The 15,684-nt window shown below is 68.9% G+C and carries 13 protein-coding genes; 12 read left to right on the top strand and 1 reads right to left on the bottom strand.

Features of this window, described 5'->3' with window-relative positions; genetic code table 11:
- Positions 1-27 precede the first annotated feature (27 nt).
- A complete protein-coding gene (locus tag AC1Q5A_RS11380; RefSeq protein ID WP_492700829.1) occupies positions 28-915 on the top strand; it encodes a cytochrome c oxidase subunit 3 in 888 nt (295 codons plus the stop codon).
- Between the two features lie 167 nt (positions 916-1,082).
- On the opposite strand, the gene AC1Q5A_RS11375 is transcribed toward AC1Q5A_RS11380, so the two are convergent.
- A complete protein-coding gene (locus AC1Q5A_RS11375) occupies positions 1,083-1,298 on the bottom strand; it encodes a twin transmembrane helix small protein (RefSeq protein WP_068092259.1) in 216 nt (71 codons plus the stop codon).
- Between the two features lie 59 nt (positions 1,299-1,357).
- Here AC1Q5A_RS11375 and AC1Q5A_RS11370 point away from each other — a divergent pair, with 59 nt between their 5' ends.
- The 11 genes from AC1Q5A_RS11370 to AC1Q5A_RS11320 all read left to right on the top strand — a co-directional run bounded on the left by AC1Q5A_RS11370 (position 1,358) and on the right by AC1Q5A_RS11320 (position 15,683).
- On the top strand, positions 1,358-2,089 hold the full coding sequence (locus AC1Q5A_RS11370; RefSeq protein ID WP_492700828.1) for an SURF1 family protein: 732 nt from the start codon (positions 1,358-1,360) through the stop codon (positions 2,087-2,089).
- Between the two features lie 24 nt (positions 2,090-2,113).
- Positions 2,114-2,686: a hypothetical protein gene (locus AC1Q5A_RS11365; protein ID WP_492700827.1), complete on the top strand. Its 573-nt coding sequence runs from the start codon at positions 2,114-2,116 to the stop codon at positions 2,684-2,686.
- Positions 2,686-3,861, top strand: a complete 1,176-nt coding sequence (locus AC1Q5A_RS11360) for a COX15/CtaA family protein (protein WP_492700826.1) — start codon at positions 2,686-2,688, stop codon at positions 3,859-3,861. The genes AC1Q5A_RS11365 and AC1Q5A_RS11360 overlap by 1 nt, the downstream gene beginning before the upstream one ends.
- Positions 3,862-3,863: 2 nt before the next feature.
- Positions 3,864-4,766, top strand: coding sequence for a heme o synthase (gene cyoE / locus AC1Q5A_RS11355; protein WP_492700825.1), 903 nt, complete (start codon positions 3,864-3,866; stop codon positions 4,764-4,766).
- A 368-nt stretch (positions 4,767-5,134) separates the two neighbouring features.
- Complete coding sequence (locus tag AC1Q5A_RS11350; RefSeq protein ID WP_492700824.1) at positions 5,135-5,410, top strand: type II toxin-antitoxin system TacA family antitoxin; 276 nt, start codon at positions 5,135-5,137, stop codon at positions 5,408-5,410.
- Entirely contained in the window at positions 5,398-5,916 is a 519-nt protein-coding gene (locus AC1Q5A_RS11345) for a GNAT family N-acetyltransferase (RefSeq protein WP_492700823.1), read from the top strand. The genes AC1Q5A_RS11350 and AC1Q5A_RS11345 overlap by 13 nt, the downstream gene beginning before the upstream one ends.
- A 393-nt stretch (positions 5,917-6,309) precedes the next feature.
- Positions 6,310-6,552 (top strand): hypothetical protein, encoded by a 243-nt coding sequence (locus tag AC1Q5A_RS11340; protein ID WP_492700822.1) that lies wholly within the window; start codon positions 6,310-6,312, stop codon positions 6,550-6,552.
- Between the two features lie 156 nt (positions 6,553-6,708).
- Positions 6,709-9,363, top strand: a complete 2,655-nt coding sequence (gene mgtA / locus AC1Q5A_RS11335; RefSeq protein ID WP_492700821.1) for a magnesium-translocating P-type ATPase — start codon at positions 6,709-6,711, stop codon at positions 9,361-9,363.
- Positions 9,364-9,393: 30 nt separating this feature from the next.
- Entirely contained in the window at positions 9,394-11,052 is a 1,659-nt protein-coding gene (locus tag AC1Q5A_RS11330; RefSeq protein ID WP_492700820.1) for a Na/Pi cotransporter family protein, read from the top strand.
- Between the two features lie 421 nt (positions 11,053-11,473).
- Positions 11,474-12,595, top strand: a complete 1,122-nt coding sequence (locus AC1Q5A_RS11325) for an efflux RND transporter periplasmic adaptor subunit (protein ID WP_492700819.1) — start codon at positions 11,474-11,476, stop codon at positions 12,593-12,595.
- Positions 12,588-15,683 carry an efflux RND transporter permease subunit gene (locus tag AC1Q5A_RS11320; RefSeq protein WP_492700818.1) on the top strand — a complete coding sequence of 1,032 codons (3,096 nt, stop codon included), beginning with the start codon at positions 12,588-12,590 and terminating at the stop codon, positions 15,681-15,683. Before AC1Q5A_RS11325 ends, AC1Q5A_RS11320 begins: the two co-directional genes overlap by 8 nt.
- The last annotated feature ends 1 nt before the right edge of the window (position 15,684 follow it).

Raw genomic sequence — 15,684 nt, 5'->3', positions numbered from 1 at the left:
ATCAAGAGAAATCCACGGGGTCTCACCATGGGTCAGCAGCACGACGCTTACTTCGTTCCAGCCAGGAGCACCTGGCCTTTCGTGGCCGCGATGGTCATGTTCATCACCGTGTTCGGTGCTGCGCACTGGCTGAACGCCGAGCCCGGCGACGCCGGCTTCGGCAAGACCGTGCTGACCCTCGGCGTGATCGGCGTGCTGGGCATGTTCTTCGGCTGGTTCCGCTCGGTGATCAACGAATCGCTGGCCGGCAGCTACAACCACCAGGTGGACACCTCGTTCCGCATGGGCATGATGTGGTTCATCTTCTCCGAGGTGATGTTCTTCGGCGCGTTCTTCGGCGCGCTGTTCTACATCCGCATGTTCTCGGTGCCGTGGCTCGGTGGTCACGGCCACGGCGTGCTGACCCACGAATTCCTGTGGAGCGATTACACCGCGTCCTGGGGCGCCAACGGCGGCAACGGCCCGGAGCAGGCCGGAGGCGCGTTCCGCACCGTGCCGGCGTGGGGGCTGCCGCTGCTGAACACGCTGATCCTGCTCACCTCCAGCGTCACCGTGACGATCGCGCACCATGCGCTACGCGCCGGCCACCGCGGCAGGATCCTGCTGTTCCTGGGCCTGACCGTGCTGCTGGGCGCCACCTTCCTGTACTTCCAGGCGCACGAGTACATGGAGGCGTACAAGGAGCTGAACCTCACCCTGCACAGCGGCGTCTACGGCTCGACCTTCTTCCTGCTCACCGGCTTCCACGGCCTGCACGTGACGCTGGGCACGATCATGCTGGCGGTGATCTGGCTGCGCGTGCTGAAGGGTCACTTCAACAAGGAGCACCACTTCGGCTTCGAGGCGGTGGCCTGGTACTGGCACTTCGTCGACGTGGTCTGGCTCGGCCTGTTCATGTTCGTCTACATACTTTGATTTGACGCGACGTCCTGTCGCGGAGAGCGAAGATCAAGAACCGGCCATCCATGGCCGGACTCTTCATAAAGAGCATTGCTCCGGATCGGTTTCGGATACGAAAAAGCCCGCTATCCGGCGGGCTTTTTCGTGTAGCAGGGAAACGGCCGCGGCCGTGGCGGTTACAATCACTGGCCGACGTCGTGGGGGTGCAGCCAGCCCATCCAGATGCCGAACGCGACCATGGCGATGAACAGCAGCGACAGGCCGATGCGGCGGGTCAGCGCCCATACCGTGCGGCGGTCGTCGTCCTTGTCGGTCATCATGAAGTACAGCGCCTGGCCGAGGCTGAAGATCACCACCAGCAGCACCACCACCAGCGCGATTTTATAGATGGTTTCCACGTGATTGATCCGATCCAGTTCGACAGGGCCAGTATAGCGGCCGCCGGCAGGCGCCCGACGTGAACGGGTTTCGCCGTCCCTCCTGGTGGGCGTTGCTGCTGACAGCGGCCGGGGCCTTGCTGTTCGTGCGTTTGGGCGTCTGGCAGCTGCATCGCGCCGACTTCAAGGAAGCACTTCTGCGGCGGTATGCCGCATCGGCGGACGCACCGTTGCAGGACTTCGCCAGGGTCGCCGAAACGCCGCCGGCGGACGGCTTTCCGCGGGTGCGCGTGCGTGGCCGTTACCTGGCCGATCGGCTGTACCTGCTGGACAACCCGAAGCACGACAGTTTCGGCGGCGTGGAGGCATTCGTGCCGCTGGTGGTCGACGGCCAGGCACGACTGTTGCTGGTCGACCTGGGCTTCCTGCCCGGCAACGGCAACGGCAAGACGCCGCAGCTGCCGCCGCTGCCCGGTGGCGAGGTGAGCCTGCAGGGCGTGTACGTGCCGCCGCCGCCGCCCGGCTTCGAGATGGGCGGCAATGCGCTGGCGCGGCAGACACAGTGGCCGAAGAGCAGCATCTTCCTGGATCCGGCGGAGATCGCGCGCGACCTCGGCCGCCCGCTGTATCCGCGGTTGCTGGCGCTGGATCCCGATCCGGCCTCGATCTACGTGCGCGTGCATACCCTCGATTTCTCCGCGATGCCGCCGGCACGGCATCGCGCCTATGCGTTCCAGTGGTTCACCTTCGCGCTCGCCGCGGTGGTGATCCTGCTGGTCGTGCATCGCAAGCGCCCACCGCGCAAGCCCTGATTCCCCTGAGGTCGACCAAGTCCGATGAAAGCCGCTGACCCCGCCGCCGTGCGCAAAAGCCGAATGTTCCTGCTGCTGGTCGCGCTGGTGTTCGCCGCGCCGATGCTCGTCGCCGGCCTGCTCAGCTGGAGCGGCTGGCAGCCGGGCGTGAAGGGCAACGGCCGCCCGATCCTGCCGCAACGCAACTTCGTCGCCGAGCAGTTGCAGGTGCGACTGGGCGATGGCACGTCGTGGCCGTGGCGCGACAGCGAACCGCGCTTCACCCTGGTCGCACTGGCCGGCCCGGACTGCGCCGCGCAATGCTTCGAGACGCTGACCGGCATCGCCAAGGCGCGCGTCATGCTCAACCGCAACCAGTCGCGCCTGCGTCTGCTCTACCTCGGCGCGCCGCCGGCGGATCCGGGCCGGCGCGCCGCGATGCAGACCTACTGGACGCTCGGCCACGACATCGATGGCAAGCTGGCCGCCTACGTGCCGGCAACGCCGGACAGCGTCAGCGCCGTGCTGGTGGAATCCAACGGCACCGCCCTGTCGCTGTACCCGGCGGGCTTCGATGTGCCCGGCCTGTTGCGGGACATGGTGAAGGTGATCAGGTGATGTCGGCGCGTTCCTTGAAACCCCTGCGCTGGCTGGCGCTGTTCGCGGCGGTGTTCGCGTTCGGGCTGGTGATGTTCGGTGCCTTCGTGCGGCTGTCGAACGCCGGCCTGTCCTGCCCGGACTGGCCGACCTGCTACGGCCAGGTCACCTGGCCGCAGCATGCGCAGGCGGTCGCGCACGCCGACGCGGCCTTCCCGGATCGTCCGTACGAGGCGCACAAGGCCTGGCGCGAGCAGGTGCACCGCTTCCTCGCCGGCACGCTCGGCCTGCTGGTACTGCTGCTGGCGCTGCTGGCGAGCTGGCGCCGCCGCGATGCGCTGCTGGCGGTGCTCGCCGGCGCCCTGTTCGCCGCGCTCGGCGTGGGGTTGTACATGCGCGGCGAACACCTGTGGTCGTCGCTGCTGGCGGCCTGCGCGATCGCGCTGCCGCTGCTCGCCGCGATCCGGTTGCCGCGGCCCGGCGCCTGGAAGATCTGCGTACTGGCGCTGGCGGTGATCATCTTCCAGGCGATGCTCGGCATGTGGACGGTCACGCTGCTGCTCAAGCCGGTCGTGGTGATGGGCCATCTGCTCGGCGGCATGACCACCTTCGCGCTGCTGGCCTATGCCGCGCTGCGCTTCGCCGGCGTGGCCGCGCCGGACGACGGCCTTGCCGACCTGCGCCGGCTGGTGGCGATCGGCATCGTGCTCCTGCTGTGCCAGATCGCGCTCGGTGGCTGGACCTCGGCGAACTACGCGGCGCTGGCCTGCGGCTACGGTCCGGGCTCGTTCCCCCAGTGCCTTGGCCAGTGGGCGCCGCCGACGGATTTCCGCGAGGGCTTCGTGCTGTGGCGCGGGATCGGCGTGAACTACGAAGGCGGCGTGCTGGACATGGCCGCGCGCAGCGCGATCCAGATCGCGCACCGGCTTGGTGCGCTGGTGGTGTTCTGCTACCTCGGCTGGCTGGCGACCAGGGCTGCCCGGCGCGGCCTGGTCGGCTACGGCCTGGCGATCGCGCTGGCGCTGGCGGGCCAGGTGCTGCTGGGCATCAGCAACGTGTACTTCGGCCTGCCGCTGGCGGTGGCGACCGCGCACAATGGCGTGGCCGCGCTGCTGCTGTGCGCCCTGCTGGCCACGCTGGCGCGCACGCAGCGGCGGCATGACGAATCGATCTTCCTGCCGCCGGGACGATACTGACGATGAGTACTTTCCGCGAGTACCTGCAACTGACCAAGCCGCGCATCGTCGCCCTGCTGGTGTTCTGCGCGGTGATCGGCATGTTCCTCGCCGTGCCCGGGCTGCCGCACTGGCAGGCGCTGGTGTTCGGCACGCTGGGCATCTGGCTGGCGTCGTCCTCGGCCGCCGCGTTCAACCAGCTGATCGACCAGCGCATCGACAAGCTGATGGTGCGCACGGCGCATCGGCCGCTGGCCACCGGGCACCTCAATCCGCGTCAGGTGTTCGTGTTCGCGCTGGCGCTGGGCCTCGCCTCGATGCTGGTGCTGGTACTGCTGGTCAACACGCTGACCGCGGTGCTGACCTTCGCCGGGCTGATCGGCTATGCGGTGATCTACACCGCGTTCCTCAAGCGTGCCTCGCCGCAGAACATCGTGATCGGCGGCCTCGCCGGTGCGATCCCGCCGGTGCTGGGCTGGACCGCGGTCACCGGCGCGTTGCACCCGTACGCGCTGCAGCTGTGCCTGATCATCTTCGTGTGGACACCGCCGCACTTCTGGGCGCTGGCGATCTTCCGCCGCGACGACTACTCGCGCGCCCAGGTGCCGATGCTGCCGGTGACCCACGGCGTGGTCTTTACCCGCTGGCACATCCTGTTCTACACCGTGCTGCTGGTGCTGGTGACCTTGCTGCCGGCGCTGACCGGGATGAGCGGGCTGGTCTACCTGGGCGGCGCCGCGGTGCTGGGCGGTGCGTTCCTGTATTACGCGGTGCGCCTGCTGAATCCGCCGGATGAGCTGTACGCGATGAAGGTGTTCAGCTACTCCATCGTCTACCTGATGGCGCTGTTCGCGTTCCTGCTGGCCGACCACTGGCTGGTATCGCCGCTGCTGCAGCCGGCAGTCCCGTCGGCGGTGCTGGGCTGAGCGGAACATTCCGGCAAGCACCTGCAAAGTGCTTGGCCAGTAAGCGAGGAAGCCCCTTCTCTTCATTGGAAGGAGGGGTCCACGCCTTATGGCTTGGCGAATGCCATTTCAACGAAACGCGGTGTGATTTACTGCATCGCCTTGTACGGGTTGGTTCGGTTTCTGCGAGACCGCACCGGCGGTTCAGACGCGTAAGCAAGCAAGCGGCATACACGCTGCAAGCATTGGCATCGCTACGAGCACACTGGCTGACACTGACACGCTGCTGACCACGCTCGATGCCGAAGCGGCCGAGGAAGGCTGAACCGGGGCAGTGGCGGCCGGCGAGTAGTGTGCGTACAATGTGTATACGTCCGAGGATCTCTGCCATGACCACAGTCGCGCGTCAAACCACCATCAACCTGCGCGCCAAGGCGCCGCAACGCAGCCTGATCGACCAGGCTGCGCGGGTGGCCGGCAAGAGTCGTACGGACTTCATGCTGGAAGCGGCCTGCGAGCGGGCGCAGCAGGTGCTGCTGGAGCAGACCGTGTTTGCCCTGGACGCCACCCGCTTCAAGCGTTTCCAGGCGCTGCTGGATGCTCCGGTCGAACAGGGTGCTGTCCTGCGCAAGCTGCTGCGTCGTCAGGCCCCGTGGGAGGCGTAAAACGGCCGAGGCTGCGGGCGCCGACGCCGCTGACCGAGACGCATCGGCTGGAGGGCTTCCGCTGCACTGAGCCAGCGCTGGAAAGCTGGCTCAAGCAACGCGCCCGGCGCAACCAGCAGGACGGCGCCTCGCGCTGCTACGTGGTATGTGCCGGCGAGGACGTGGTGGGTTACTACGCCTTGGCCGCCGGTGCCGTCTCGCATGCGCAGGTCCCGGGAAGCATTCGCCGCAACATGCCCGAGCCAATCCCGGTGATAGTCCTGGGTCGTCTGGCCGTGCATGCCGACTGGGCGGGGCAGGGCATCGGTGCCGGGCTGCTCAAGGATGCCGTGCTGCGCGCCCTGCGTCTGTCGCAGGAGCTGGGCATCCGGGCGTTGCTATGCCATGCACTCCACGAGGACGCCAAGCGGTTTTACCTGCACCATGGCTTCGTCGAATCGCCGATCGAGCTGCTGACCGTAATGCTGAACCTGGCAAAGCTGTCGACGATCGATCAATCCAAGTGATCCCCCGCAGATTGGCTGATGTCTAGTCCCGCCTGGTTATTGTTTGGCCATCTGACAAAACGGGTCGGTCGGCTTCTGGCGCCACGCTGCCCGCGTGTGCGACAACTTTCGTTCGCGCGGGGCGCTTGCCGGGTTGACACTGCGGCAACGCAGCACGACAATGCCCGCGCCCACCGGCGCGTCTGCATCGGCGGGCTCCCTGTCCTGACTAACCAAGGCATATGGACGTTTACCCTAGTCGCAACGTCGACATCCGCGAGCATCGGATGCCGGCATTGCATAACAAGCTGATGATCTGCGGCGACCGCCTGCGGTCGGCCGGCGCTTTCCTCGACTAGGGAAGACCGGCCCACCTCCTCCGGCGCCGCGGGCGCCGTAACGAGGAGATGGGCCATGAAGCTCCTTCGCGATTCCGTTTTGCTGCGCATGCTGCACCGGCTGCTGGCCGGCCGTCGTGAGGCCGTGCGCGCCACCTACACCATCACCGTGCCCGCCCCGCTGGAACGCCCGGCCGGCAGCAAGGTGGTCGAACTGCACCGCCGTGCCGACGCGGGCGGCCGTGCGTCGGCGACAACCCGGGCCCGCGGCGACGCGCTGCCATCGTCCGTCCATCTCGCGCTGGTATCCAGTCGCTGATGGCTGCTGTGACGTCATGCAAGGGATGGCCTCCGCCAGGCGCGGAACCGTTCCGGCCGCAGGCGCGGCCAGGCGCACCAGCGCCGATGCGGTTGGCGGATTGACTCCGCGGACTCGCCCCGGCGGCAGGCATCAGTGAATTCACGGAAGCGGGTCATGATCAAGCAATCCATCCAGGGCGCCCTGCCGAGGGCGGCCGACAAGAGCGCGTCGGCGCCCCTGCACGTGGCGGTGGCGCAGGAGGCGTTCCGCGACAACGACGCGTTGCTGGCCGGGCTGGACAGCACGCCGGCCGGCCTCGACGAGGAGCAGATCGCCGAGCGGCTGGGACGCGACGGCATCAACGAGGTCTCGCACGAGAAGCCGCCGCACTGGTCGCGGCAGCTGCTGCGCGCGTTCAAGAACCCGTTCATCATCGTGCTGCTGGTGCTGGCCGGGGTGCAGCTGTTCACCGACTCCAGCGACCTCACCGGGCCGGCCATCATCGCGGTGATGGTGGGCATCAGCGTGCTGCTGAGCTTCACCCAGGAGTACCGCTCCTCGAAGGCGGCGGAGAAGCTGAAGGCGATGGTGCGCAATACCGCCACGGTGACGCGGCGTGCCTCCGACGGCCACAGCGAGCGCATCGAGGTGCCGGTGGGCGAACTGGTCGCCGGCGACATCGTGCACCTGGCCGCGGGCGACATGGTGCCCGCCGACCTGCGTCTGCTGCACGCGAAGGATCTGTTCATCAGCCAGGCGATCCTCACCGGCGAGTCGCTGCCGGTGGAGAAGGCCGCGCCAGGCACGCATGGAGCGGTCGACGCGGGCCACGCCAATCCGCTGGACCTGCCGACGATCTGCTACATGGGCACCAACGTGGTCAGCGGCACCGCGGCCGCGGTGGTGGTGGCGACCGGCCCGCGCAGCTATCTCGGCTCGCTGGCGCACAGCATCGTGGGCCAGCGCGTGCAGACCAGCTTCGACCGCGGCGTGAACAGCGTCAGCTGGCTGCTGATCCGCTTCATGGCGGTGATGGTGCCGGTGGTGTTCCTGATCAACGGCTTCGACAAGCACGACTGGCTGCAGGCGTTCATGTTCGCGCTGTCGGTGGCGGTCGGCCTCACCCCGGAAATGCTGCCGCTGATCGTCACCGCGAACCTGGCCAAGGGCGCACTGGCGATGTCCGGGCGCAAGGTGGTGGTGAAGCGGCTCAACGCGATCCAGAACTTCGGCGCGATGGACGTGCTGTGCACCGACAAGACCGGCACGCTCACGCTGGACAAGATCGTGCTGGAGCGACATCTCGACCTGCACGGCGAGGAGTCCGACGAGGCGCTGGAGTACGGCTACCTCAACAGCCGTTTCCAGACCGGCCTGAAGAACCTGATGGACAAGGCGGTGCTGGAGCATCGTGACCTGGAGCCGGCCGCGGCGCATTACCGCATCGTCGACGAGATCCCGTTCGACTTCCAGCGCCGGCGCATGTCTGTGGTGCTCGGCAACGGCGACGGCCACGACCTGATCGTGTGCAAGGGCGCGGTGGAGGAGATGCTGTCGATCTGTGCCTGGGCGAAGACCGGCGGCGAGGTCGTGCCGATGACCGACGCGCAGCGCGACGAGATCAAGGAGATGACGCACGGGCTCAACGAGGACGGCCTGCGCGTGCTGGTGGTGGCGGTGAAGCAGCAGCCGCCGGCCGGGCGCCCGTACGGCGTCGCCGACGAAAGCGGGCTGACCGCGGTGGGTTGCCTGGCCTTCCTCGATCCGCCGAAGGATTCGGCGGCCACCGCAATCGCCGCGCTGCATCACCATGGCGTGCAGGTGAAGGTCATCACCGGCGACAACGAGGCGGTGACGCGCAAGATCTGCCGCGAGGTGGGGCTGGACGTGGAGCATTCGGCGCAGGGCCGGCAGATCGAGCCGCTGGACGATGCGGCGCTGGACGAGCTGGTCAAGCGCACCACGGTGTTCGCCAAGATGTCGCCGCTGCAGAAGGCGCGCGTGGTGAAGTCGTTGCAGCGCCAGGGCCACACGGTGGGCTTCCTCGGCGACGGCATCAACGACGCGCCGGCGCTGCGTGAGGCGGACGTGGGCATCTCGGTGGATACCGCCACCGACATCGCCAAGGAGTCCGCCGACATCATCCTGCTGGAAAAGAACCTGATGGTGCTGGAGGAGGGCGTGATCGAGGGCCGCATCACGTTCGGCAACATCATCAAGTACATCAAGATGACCGCCAGCTCGAACTTCGGCAACATGTTTTCGGTGCTGGTGGCGAGCGCGTTCCTGCCGTTCCTGCCGATGCTGCCGCTGCAGATCCTGGTGCTGAACCTGCTGTACGACATCTCGCAGCTGTCGATCCCGTTCGACCGGATGGACGACGAATACCTGCGCAAGCCGCGCAAGTGGGACGCCAGCGACATCGGCCGCTTCATGGTATGGATCGGCCCGGTCAGCTCGATCTTCGACATCACCACGTTCCTGCTGCTGTGGTACGTGTTCGGCGCGAATTCGACGGCGCACCAGTCGTTCTTCCAGTCCGGCTGGTTCATCGAAAGTCTGCTGACCCAGACGCTGATCGTGCACATGATCCGCACGCGCCGGATCCCGTTCCTGCAGAGCAGCGCCTCGGCGCCGGTGCTGGCGCTGACCACCGCGGTCATCCTGGTCGGCCTGTTCGTGCCGTTCATCGGGATCGGCGCCAAGATCGGCATGGTGCCGCTGCCGACGGTGTTCTTCGGCTGGGTGGCGCTGACCGTGCTGACCTACTGCGTGCTGACCCAGCTGATGAAGCTGATCTACATCCGCCGCTACGGCCGTTGGCTGTAGCGTCCACGGCCCCGGCGGGAGGACCGCATCATGAAGGGCACCTTCGCCTTGCTCGACATCGCCGGCTTCGTCGCCCTGCTGCTGTGGGGCACGCACATGGTCACCAGCGGCGTGCTGCGCGGCTACGGCAGCGTGCTGCGGCGCTGGCTGGGCCGCTACCTCGGTCGCCGCGCCAGCGCCTTCGCGTTCGGTGTGTGCATTACCGCACTGCTGCAGAGCAGTACCGCCACCGGCATGATGGCCACCTCGTTCGCCGCCAACGGTTTCCTCGGCCTGGCGCCGGGGCTGGCGGTGATGCTCGGCGCCAACGTCGGCACCACGCTGATCGTGCAGGTGATGTCGTTCGACATCTCGGTGGCGGCGCCGGTGCTGGTGCTGCTCGGTTTCGTCATCCATCGCCGCAGCGACGACGCGCGCTGGGAGAATCTCGGCCGCGTGTCGATCGGGCTGGGCCTGATGCTGCTGGCGCTGCACCTGCTGGTGCTGGCGCTGGCGCCGGTGGAGAACGCGCAGGCGCTGCGCGCCGTGCTGCACAGCCTGGCCGGCGAGCCGGTGCTGGCGATGCTGGTGGCCGCGCTGCTGACCTGGGCCTGCCATTCCAGCGTGGCGATGGTGCTGCTGGTCGTGTCGCTGGCGAACGCCGGCGTGGTCGACGCGCCCGGCGCGCTAGCGCTGGTGCTGGGCGCCAACCTCGGCGGCACGCTGCCGGCGCTGGCCGAGGCGCGCACGCCGGTGGCGCGGCGCCTGCCGCTCGGCAACCTGCTGGTGCGCGCCGCCGGCTGCCTGCTGTGCCTGCCGCTGCTGCACCCGCTGGCTGCATGGCTGGCGCCGCTGGGCGATTCGCCGGCGCGCGTCGCGGTGAACTTCCACACCGCCTTCAACCTGGGGCTGGCCCTGCTGTTCCTGCTGCCGGTACAGCGGCTGGCGCGTCTGCTGGTGCGCCTGCTGCCGGAGCCGCCGCGCCCGGCCGACCCGGGCCTGCCGCAGTACCTCGACGAGAACGCGCTGGACAGCGCGAACGTGGCGCTGGCCAATGCGGCGCGCGAGTCGATGCGCATGGCCGACATGGTGGAGGGCATGCTGGCCGGCCTGGTGGAGGTGTTCGGCAAGGACGACCGCGCCCGCGCGGCGGCGATCAGCCGCATGGATCCGTTCCTCGACCGGCTGGGCATGGCCATCCGCCAGTACCTCGCCGACCTCGGCGCGGAGGCGCTGAACGAGGAGGACGGCGAGCGCAGCCAGGAGATCCTCGCCTTCGTCATCAACATCGAGCACATCGGCGACATCACCGCCAACAACCTGATGGAGTTTGCCGCCAAGAAGGCCGAGCGCGGGCAGGACTTCAGCGCCGACGACATCCAGGACCTCGCCGCCATGCACGCCCAGGTGATGGAGAGCCTGCGCCTGGGACTGGCCGTGTTCATGCGCGGCGACGTGCGTGCCGCGCGGCAGCTGGTGGCGCGCAAGGAGGCCCTGTGGCGGATGGAGAACGAGGCCTCCGAGCGCCACATCCGCGCGCTGCGCGAGCGCCGCGACGGCGGCGGTGGCGACGTGTACCTGCGCATCCTGCGCGACCTCAAGCGCATCCATTCGCACCTCGCGGCGCTGGCCTACCCGCCGCTGGAGCGCGCCGGCCTGCTGCAGGACCGGCTGGTGCGCGAAGCCGGCCCGTCGCACGCGCTGCCCTGAGAGGTTGTGAATTTTTCAACCTCTCAGGCCGGCCACGGATGGCCGGATATGAAACAGTCACACCAGTGACTGTTTCATGTGAGCGAGTCCGGGCGTGTACCGGACTCGCGACTGAAGAAAACCACAGGAAGTGGTTTTCTTCACAAGCCCTGAGCCGTCCCCGGCCTGCACGAGCAAAGGAGAAACCGCCCCTTGGACCCAGATCCTTCCAGTCGACCCACGCCATCGCCCCGGCCCCGCTGATCCCGCCTCCGCGCGCACGCTCGTCCCGAGCCTGCCCGGCCGCGGCGACCGGTGACGGTCCGGCCGCGGACGGGAGCGCCGTAGCGTTGCGCTGACTGCCTTCCCCGCCGCACATCCCGCCCTGTGGTCGCGCGACCGCAGCGGACGCGTTCATACCTTCATTCCGCAGGGGAAAGCCATGCCGTTCCGCCCGAAAGAAAACCTGTCCCGCCTCGCCCTGGCCATCGCCGTGCCGCTGCTGCCCGCCGCCTGTTCGCAGCGCACGGGCGAGGCGCCGGCGCCGCCCGCCGTGATCGCCGAGCATGGCGTGCTGCGCATTCCCGAACACTCGCCGCTGCGCGCACGCCTGAAAGTGCAGCCGGTGCTGCTGCGCGACGCGGCGCACGCGCTGGTGGAGCCCGCCGTGGTGGAGGCCGACCCCGCGCGCACGGTGAGCATTCTGCCGCCGCTGGGCGGGCGCGTGGTCGAACTGAAGGTGGGCCTGGGCGACCGGGTGTCAAAGGGGCAGGTGCTGGCGCTGATCGCCTCCGGCGATTACGCCCAGGCCGGCGCCGACCGCGCCAAGGCCCACGATGTGTTCGAGCTGGCGCGGAAGGCGCTGGCGCGCGCCGAGGGCGTGCAGGCGGCGGGCGGCAACGCGCGCAAGGACCTGGAGGCTGCACGCAGCGCCTGGGTGCAGGCGCAAGCCGAGCTGGCGCGCGCCGACGCGCACCTGGTCGCGTTGGGCGGCGCAGCCGCCGGCCCGGGCGGGCGGATGACGGTGACCGCGCCGATGGCCGGCACCGTCACCGCGCTGTCCACCGCGCCCGGCGCGTTCGTCAACGACGTCAATGCTCCGCTGATGACCGTGAGCAATCTCGAACGGGTATGGGTCACCGCCAACGTTGCCGAGAACGAGGTGGGGCTGGTGGCCGCCGGGCAGCAGGCGGAGGTGACACTCGCCGCTTGGCCGGGCCGCCGCTTCCACGGCACGGTGCAGTTCGTGAGCGCGGTGCTGGACGCGGACACGCGCCGGGTGAAGGCGCGCATCGCGCTGGCCAACGACGACGGCGCGCTGAAGCCGAACATGTTCGCCACTGCCGTCTTCCAGGTGCCGCAGGGCAAGGCGCTGCTGGTGCCGCAGTCGGCGCTGCTGATGAACAACGACCGCGTCAGCGTGTTCGTCGAGGTGTCGCCGTGGACGTTCGCGCGCCGCACGGTGGAGCTGGGCGGCGACGAGGGCGAGCAGGTGCGCATCGGCAAGGGCCTGGCACCCGGCGATCGCGTGGTGGTGGCCGGCGGAGTGCTGATCAATGATTGACGCGATCATCAAGTGGTGCTTCCAGCGGCGTGCGCTGATGCTGGGCATGGCCGCGCTGGTGGCGGCGTACGGCTGGTACGCCTGGACCCGGATGGCGGTGGAGGCCTATCCCGAGCTCAGCGACGTCACCGCGCAGGTCACCACGCAGGTGCCCGGGCTGGCCGCGGAGGAGATCGAGCAGCAGATCACCACGCCGCTGGAGCGCGCGCTGGCGGGCACGCCCGGCCTGGTGTCGATGCGCTCCAGCAGCACCTTCGGGCTGTCGCTGATCACGCTGGTGTTCCGCGACGGCGCGGAAGACTACTGGTCGCGCCAGCGCGTCACCGAGCGACTGGCCGACGTGACGCTGCCGCCCGGCGTGACGCCGTCGCTCGACCCGGTCACCGGCCCGGCGGGCGAGATCTACCGCTACACACTGGAGTCGGACACGCGCAACCTGATGCAGCTGTCCGAGCTGCAGCGCTGGACGGTGATCCCCGCGCTGCAGCAGGTGCCCGGGGTGGCGAACGTCGACAACTTCGGGGGCTACACCAAGGAGTTCCAGCTGGTGGTCGATCCGCAGCAGCTGCTGCGTTACGACCTCGGCATGAACGACGTGATTGCCGCGATCGGCGCCAACAACAGCAACGCCGGCGGCGGCCGTGTCACCCGCGGCGAGCAGTCCTACGTCATCCGCGGCGAGGGCCTGCTGCGCTCGCTCAAGGACATGGGCGACATCGTGGTGGCGCAGCACGGCGGCAACCCGGTGCGCGTGCGCGACCTGGGCAAGCTGCAGTACGGCCACCAGGTCCGCGAGGGCATCCTCGGCAAGGACCACAACCCCGACACCATCGAGGGCATCGTCACCCTGCTCAAGTACGAGAACCCGTCGCGCGTGCTGCAGGGCGTCCACGCCAAGGTCGAGGAGCTGAACCGCCGGCTCGCCGCCGAGGACGTGCGCATCGTGCCCTACCTCGACCGCGACGAGCTGGTGCAGGCCACGGTGCGGCAGGTCGCGCACACCGTGGCCGAGGGCGTGGGCCTGGTGTGCCTGGTGCTGATCCTGTTCCTGGGCAGCCCGCGCAGCGCCATGGTGGCGGCGGTCACCATTCCGTTCGCGCTGGTGGCCGTGTTCATCATGATGCACTTCACGCACATGCCGGCGAACCTGTTCTCGCTGGGCGCGATCGACTTCGGCGTGATCGTCGACGGCGCGATCGTGGTGACCGAGGCGATCCTGCGCAAGCGCGAGCACCGGCCCGGGCTGCCGCTGCAGGAGCACGACGTGCTCGGCGCAGTGGCGCAGGTGGCGCGGCCGATCTTCTTCGCCACGCTGATCATCGTCACCGCCTACGCGCCGCTGCTCGCGTTCGAGCGCGCGGAGGGCAAGCTGTTCGCGCCGATGGCCTACACGGTCGGCTTCGCCCTGCTCGGCGCGCTGCTGTGCACGGTGGTGCTGGTCCCGGGCCTGGCCTACATGGCGCTGCGCAAGCCGCGCAGGATCTTCCACAACCGACCGCTGGAGCGTCTGCAGACCGGCTACCGGCAGGGGCTGGAGTGGCTGCTGCACCGTCCGCGGCTGACCCTGGGCATGGCCGGCATGGCGCTGGCGGCGGTGCTGGTGCTGGGCGCGAGCATCGGCCGCGAGTTCCTGCCCGAGCTGGACGAGGGCTCGCTGTGGGTGCAGGTGCAGCTGCCGAGCGGGCTGTCGCTGGAGAAGGCCAGCGAGATGGCCAGCGAATACCGCCGCGTGGTCGGCGCGTTTCCCGAGGTGTCCTACGTGGTGACCCAGCTGGGCCGCAACGACACCGGCACCGACCCGTGGACGCCCTCGCACATCGAGTCGGCGGTGGGGCTGAAGCCCTACCGCAGCTGGCCGTCGGGCGAGAACAAGGCCGCCTTCGTGCGTCGCCTCAATGCGCGCCTGCAGCAGATCTCGGGCATCAGCGTGGGCATCAGCCAGCCGATCATCGACGGCGAGAACGACATGGTCGGCGGCGCGCACAGCCCGCTGGTGCTGCGCATCTACGGCGACGACTTCGGCGAGTTGCGCCGCATCGGCGGCGAGATCGTCGACGTGTTGCGGGGCATCCGCGGCACTGCCGACGCCTCGATCTTCCAGGAGCCGCCGGTGCCCCAGCTCACGGTGAAAGTGGATCGCGCCGCCGCCGCCCGCTACGGCATCAACGTGGCGGACATCAACGCACTGATCCAGACCGGCGTGGGCGGGGCGCCGATCACCCAGGCCTACGTGGGAGACCGCGTATACAACGTCACCGCACGCGTGCCCGCGCAGGTGGCGGCCAGCCCGCAGGCGCTGGGCCAGCTGGCGCTCACCGCCCCGTCGGGGGCGAAGGTGCCGCTGGCGATGGTCACGCAGCTCGTGCTGCAGACCGGCGAGAGCACCATCGCGCACGAGCAGGGGCAGCGCCAGCTCACCGTCCGCATCGACAACCGCGACCGCGCGCTGTCGGAGTACCTGGCCGACGCACAGGCGCAGATCGCCGCGCAGGTGCATTTCGACCCGGCGAAGTACCGCCTGGAGTGGGCGGGCCAGTTCGAGAACCAGCAGCGCGCCCAGGCGCGGCTGGTGCTGGTGATGGGGCTGGTGCTGGCGGTGATGGCGGTGCTGCTGTTCGCCGAGTTCGGCAGCCTGCGCCAGTCGCTGCTGGTGCTCGCGGTGGTGCCGCTGGCCACGCTGGGCGGCCTGGTCTCGCTGCACCTGCGCGGCGAGACGCTCAACATCGCCACCGCCGTGGGCTTCATCGCGCTGTTCGGCGTGGCGGTGCAGAACGGCATCATCATGGTGGCCAACTTCAACCGCATGCGCCGCGAGGGGAACGGCGTGCGGGACGCGGTGCTGCTCGGCGCCGCCGAGCGCTTCCGGCCGGTGCTGATGACGGCGACGGTGGCCAGCGTGGGCATGCTGCCCGCGGCGCTCGCCACCGGCATCGGCACCGACGTCCAGCGCGGCCTCGCCACGGTGGTGGTGGGCGGCCTGGTGATCGCCACCTTGCTCACCTTGTTCATCCTGCCTGCCCTGTACGACGCGCTCGAACGCCGCGTCGAGCGCCGCCGCCAGCACCAGCTGCCGGCCAAGGAGATCTGAC

The sequence above is a fragment of the Rhodanobacter sp. GW835-FHT13D09 genome (assembly GCF_058793995.1).
Note: the sequence above shows the minus strand (reverse complement) of the source record. Positions and strands in the feature narration are given on the sequence as shown.

Coding starts and splice junctions, on each gene's coding strand:
- AC1Q5A_RS11380 (WP_492700829.1), top strand. CDS start 28: ATGGGTCAGCAGCACGACGCTTACTTCGTTCCAGCCAGGAGCACCTGG.
- AC1Q5A_RS11365 (WP_492700827.1), top strand. CDS start 2,114: ATGAAAGCCGCTGACCCCGCCGCCGTGCGCAAAAGCCGAATGTTCCTG.
- AC1Q5A_RS11360 (WP_492700826.1), top strand. CDS start 2,686: ATGTCGGCGCGTTCCTTGAAACCCCTGCGCTGGCTGGCGCTGTTCGCG.
- cyoE (WP_492700825.1), top strand. CDS start 3,864: ATGAGTACTTTCCGCGAGTACCTGCAACTGACCAAGCCGCGCATCGTC.
- AC1Q5A_RS11350 (WP_492700824.1), top strand. CDS start 5,135: ATGACCACAGTCGCGCGTCAAACCACCATCAACCTGCGCGCCAAGGCG.
- AC1Q5A_RS11340 (WP_492700822.1), top strand. CDS start 6,310: ATGAAGCTCCTTCGCGATTCCGTTTTGCTGCGCATGCTGCACCGGCTG.
- mgtA (WP_492700821.1), top strand. CDS start 6,709: ATGATCAAGCAATCCATCCAGGGCGCCCTGCCGAGGGCGGCCGACAAG.
- AC1Q5A_RS11330 (WP_492700820.1), top strand. CDS start 9,394: ATGAAGGGCACCTTCGCCTTGCTCGACATCGCCGGCTTCGTCGCCCTG.
- AC1Q5A_RS11325 (WP_492700819.1), top strand. CDS start 11,474: ATGCCGTTCCGCCCGAAAGAAAACCTGTCCCGCCTCGCCCTGGCCATC.
- AC1Q5A_RS11320 (WP_492700818.1), top strand. CDS start 12,588: ATGATTGACGCGATCATCAAGTGGTGCTTCCAGCGGCGTGCGCTGATG.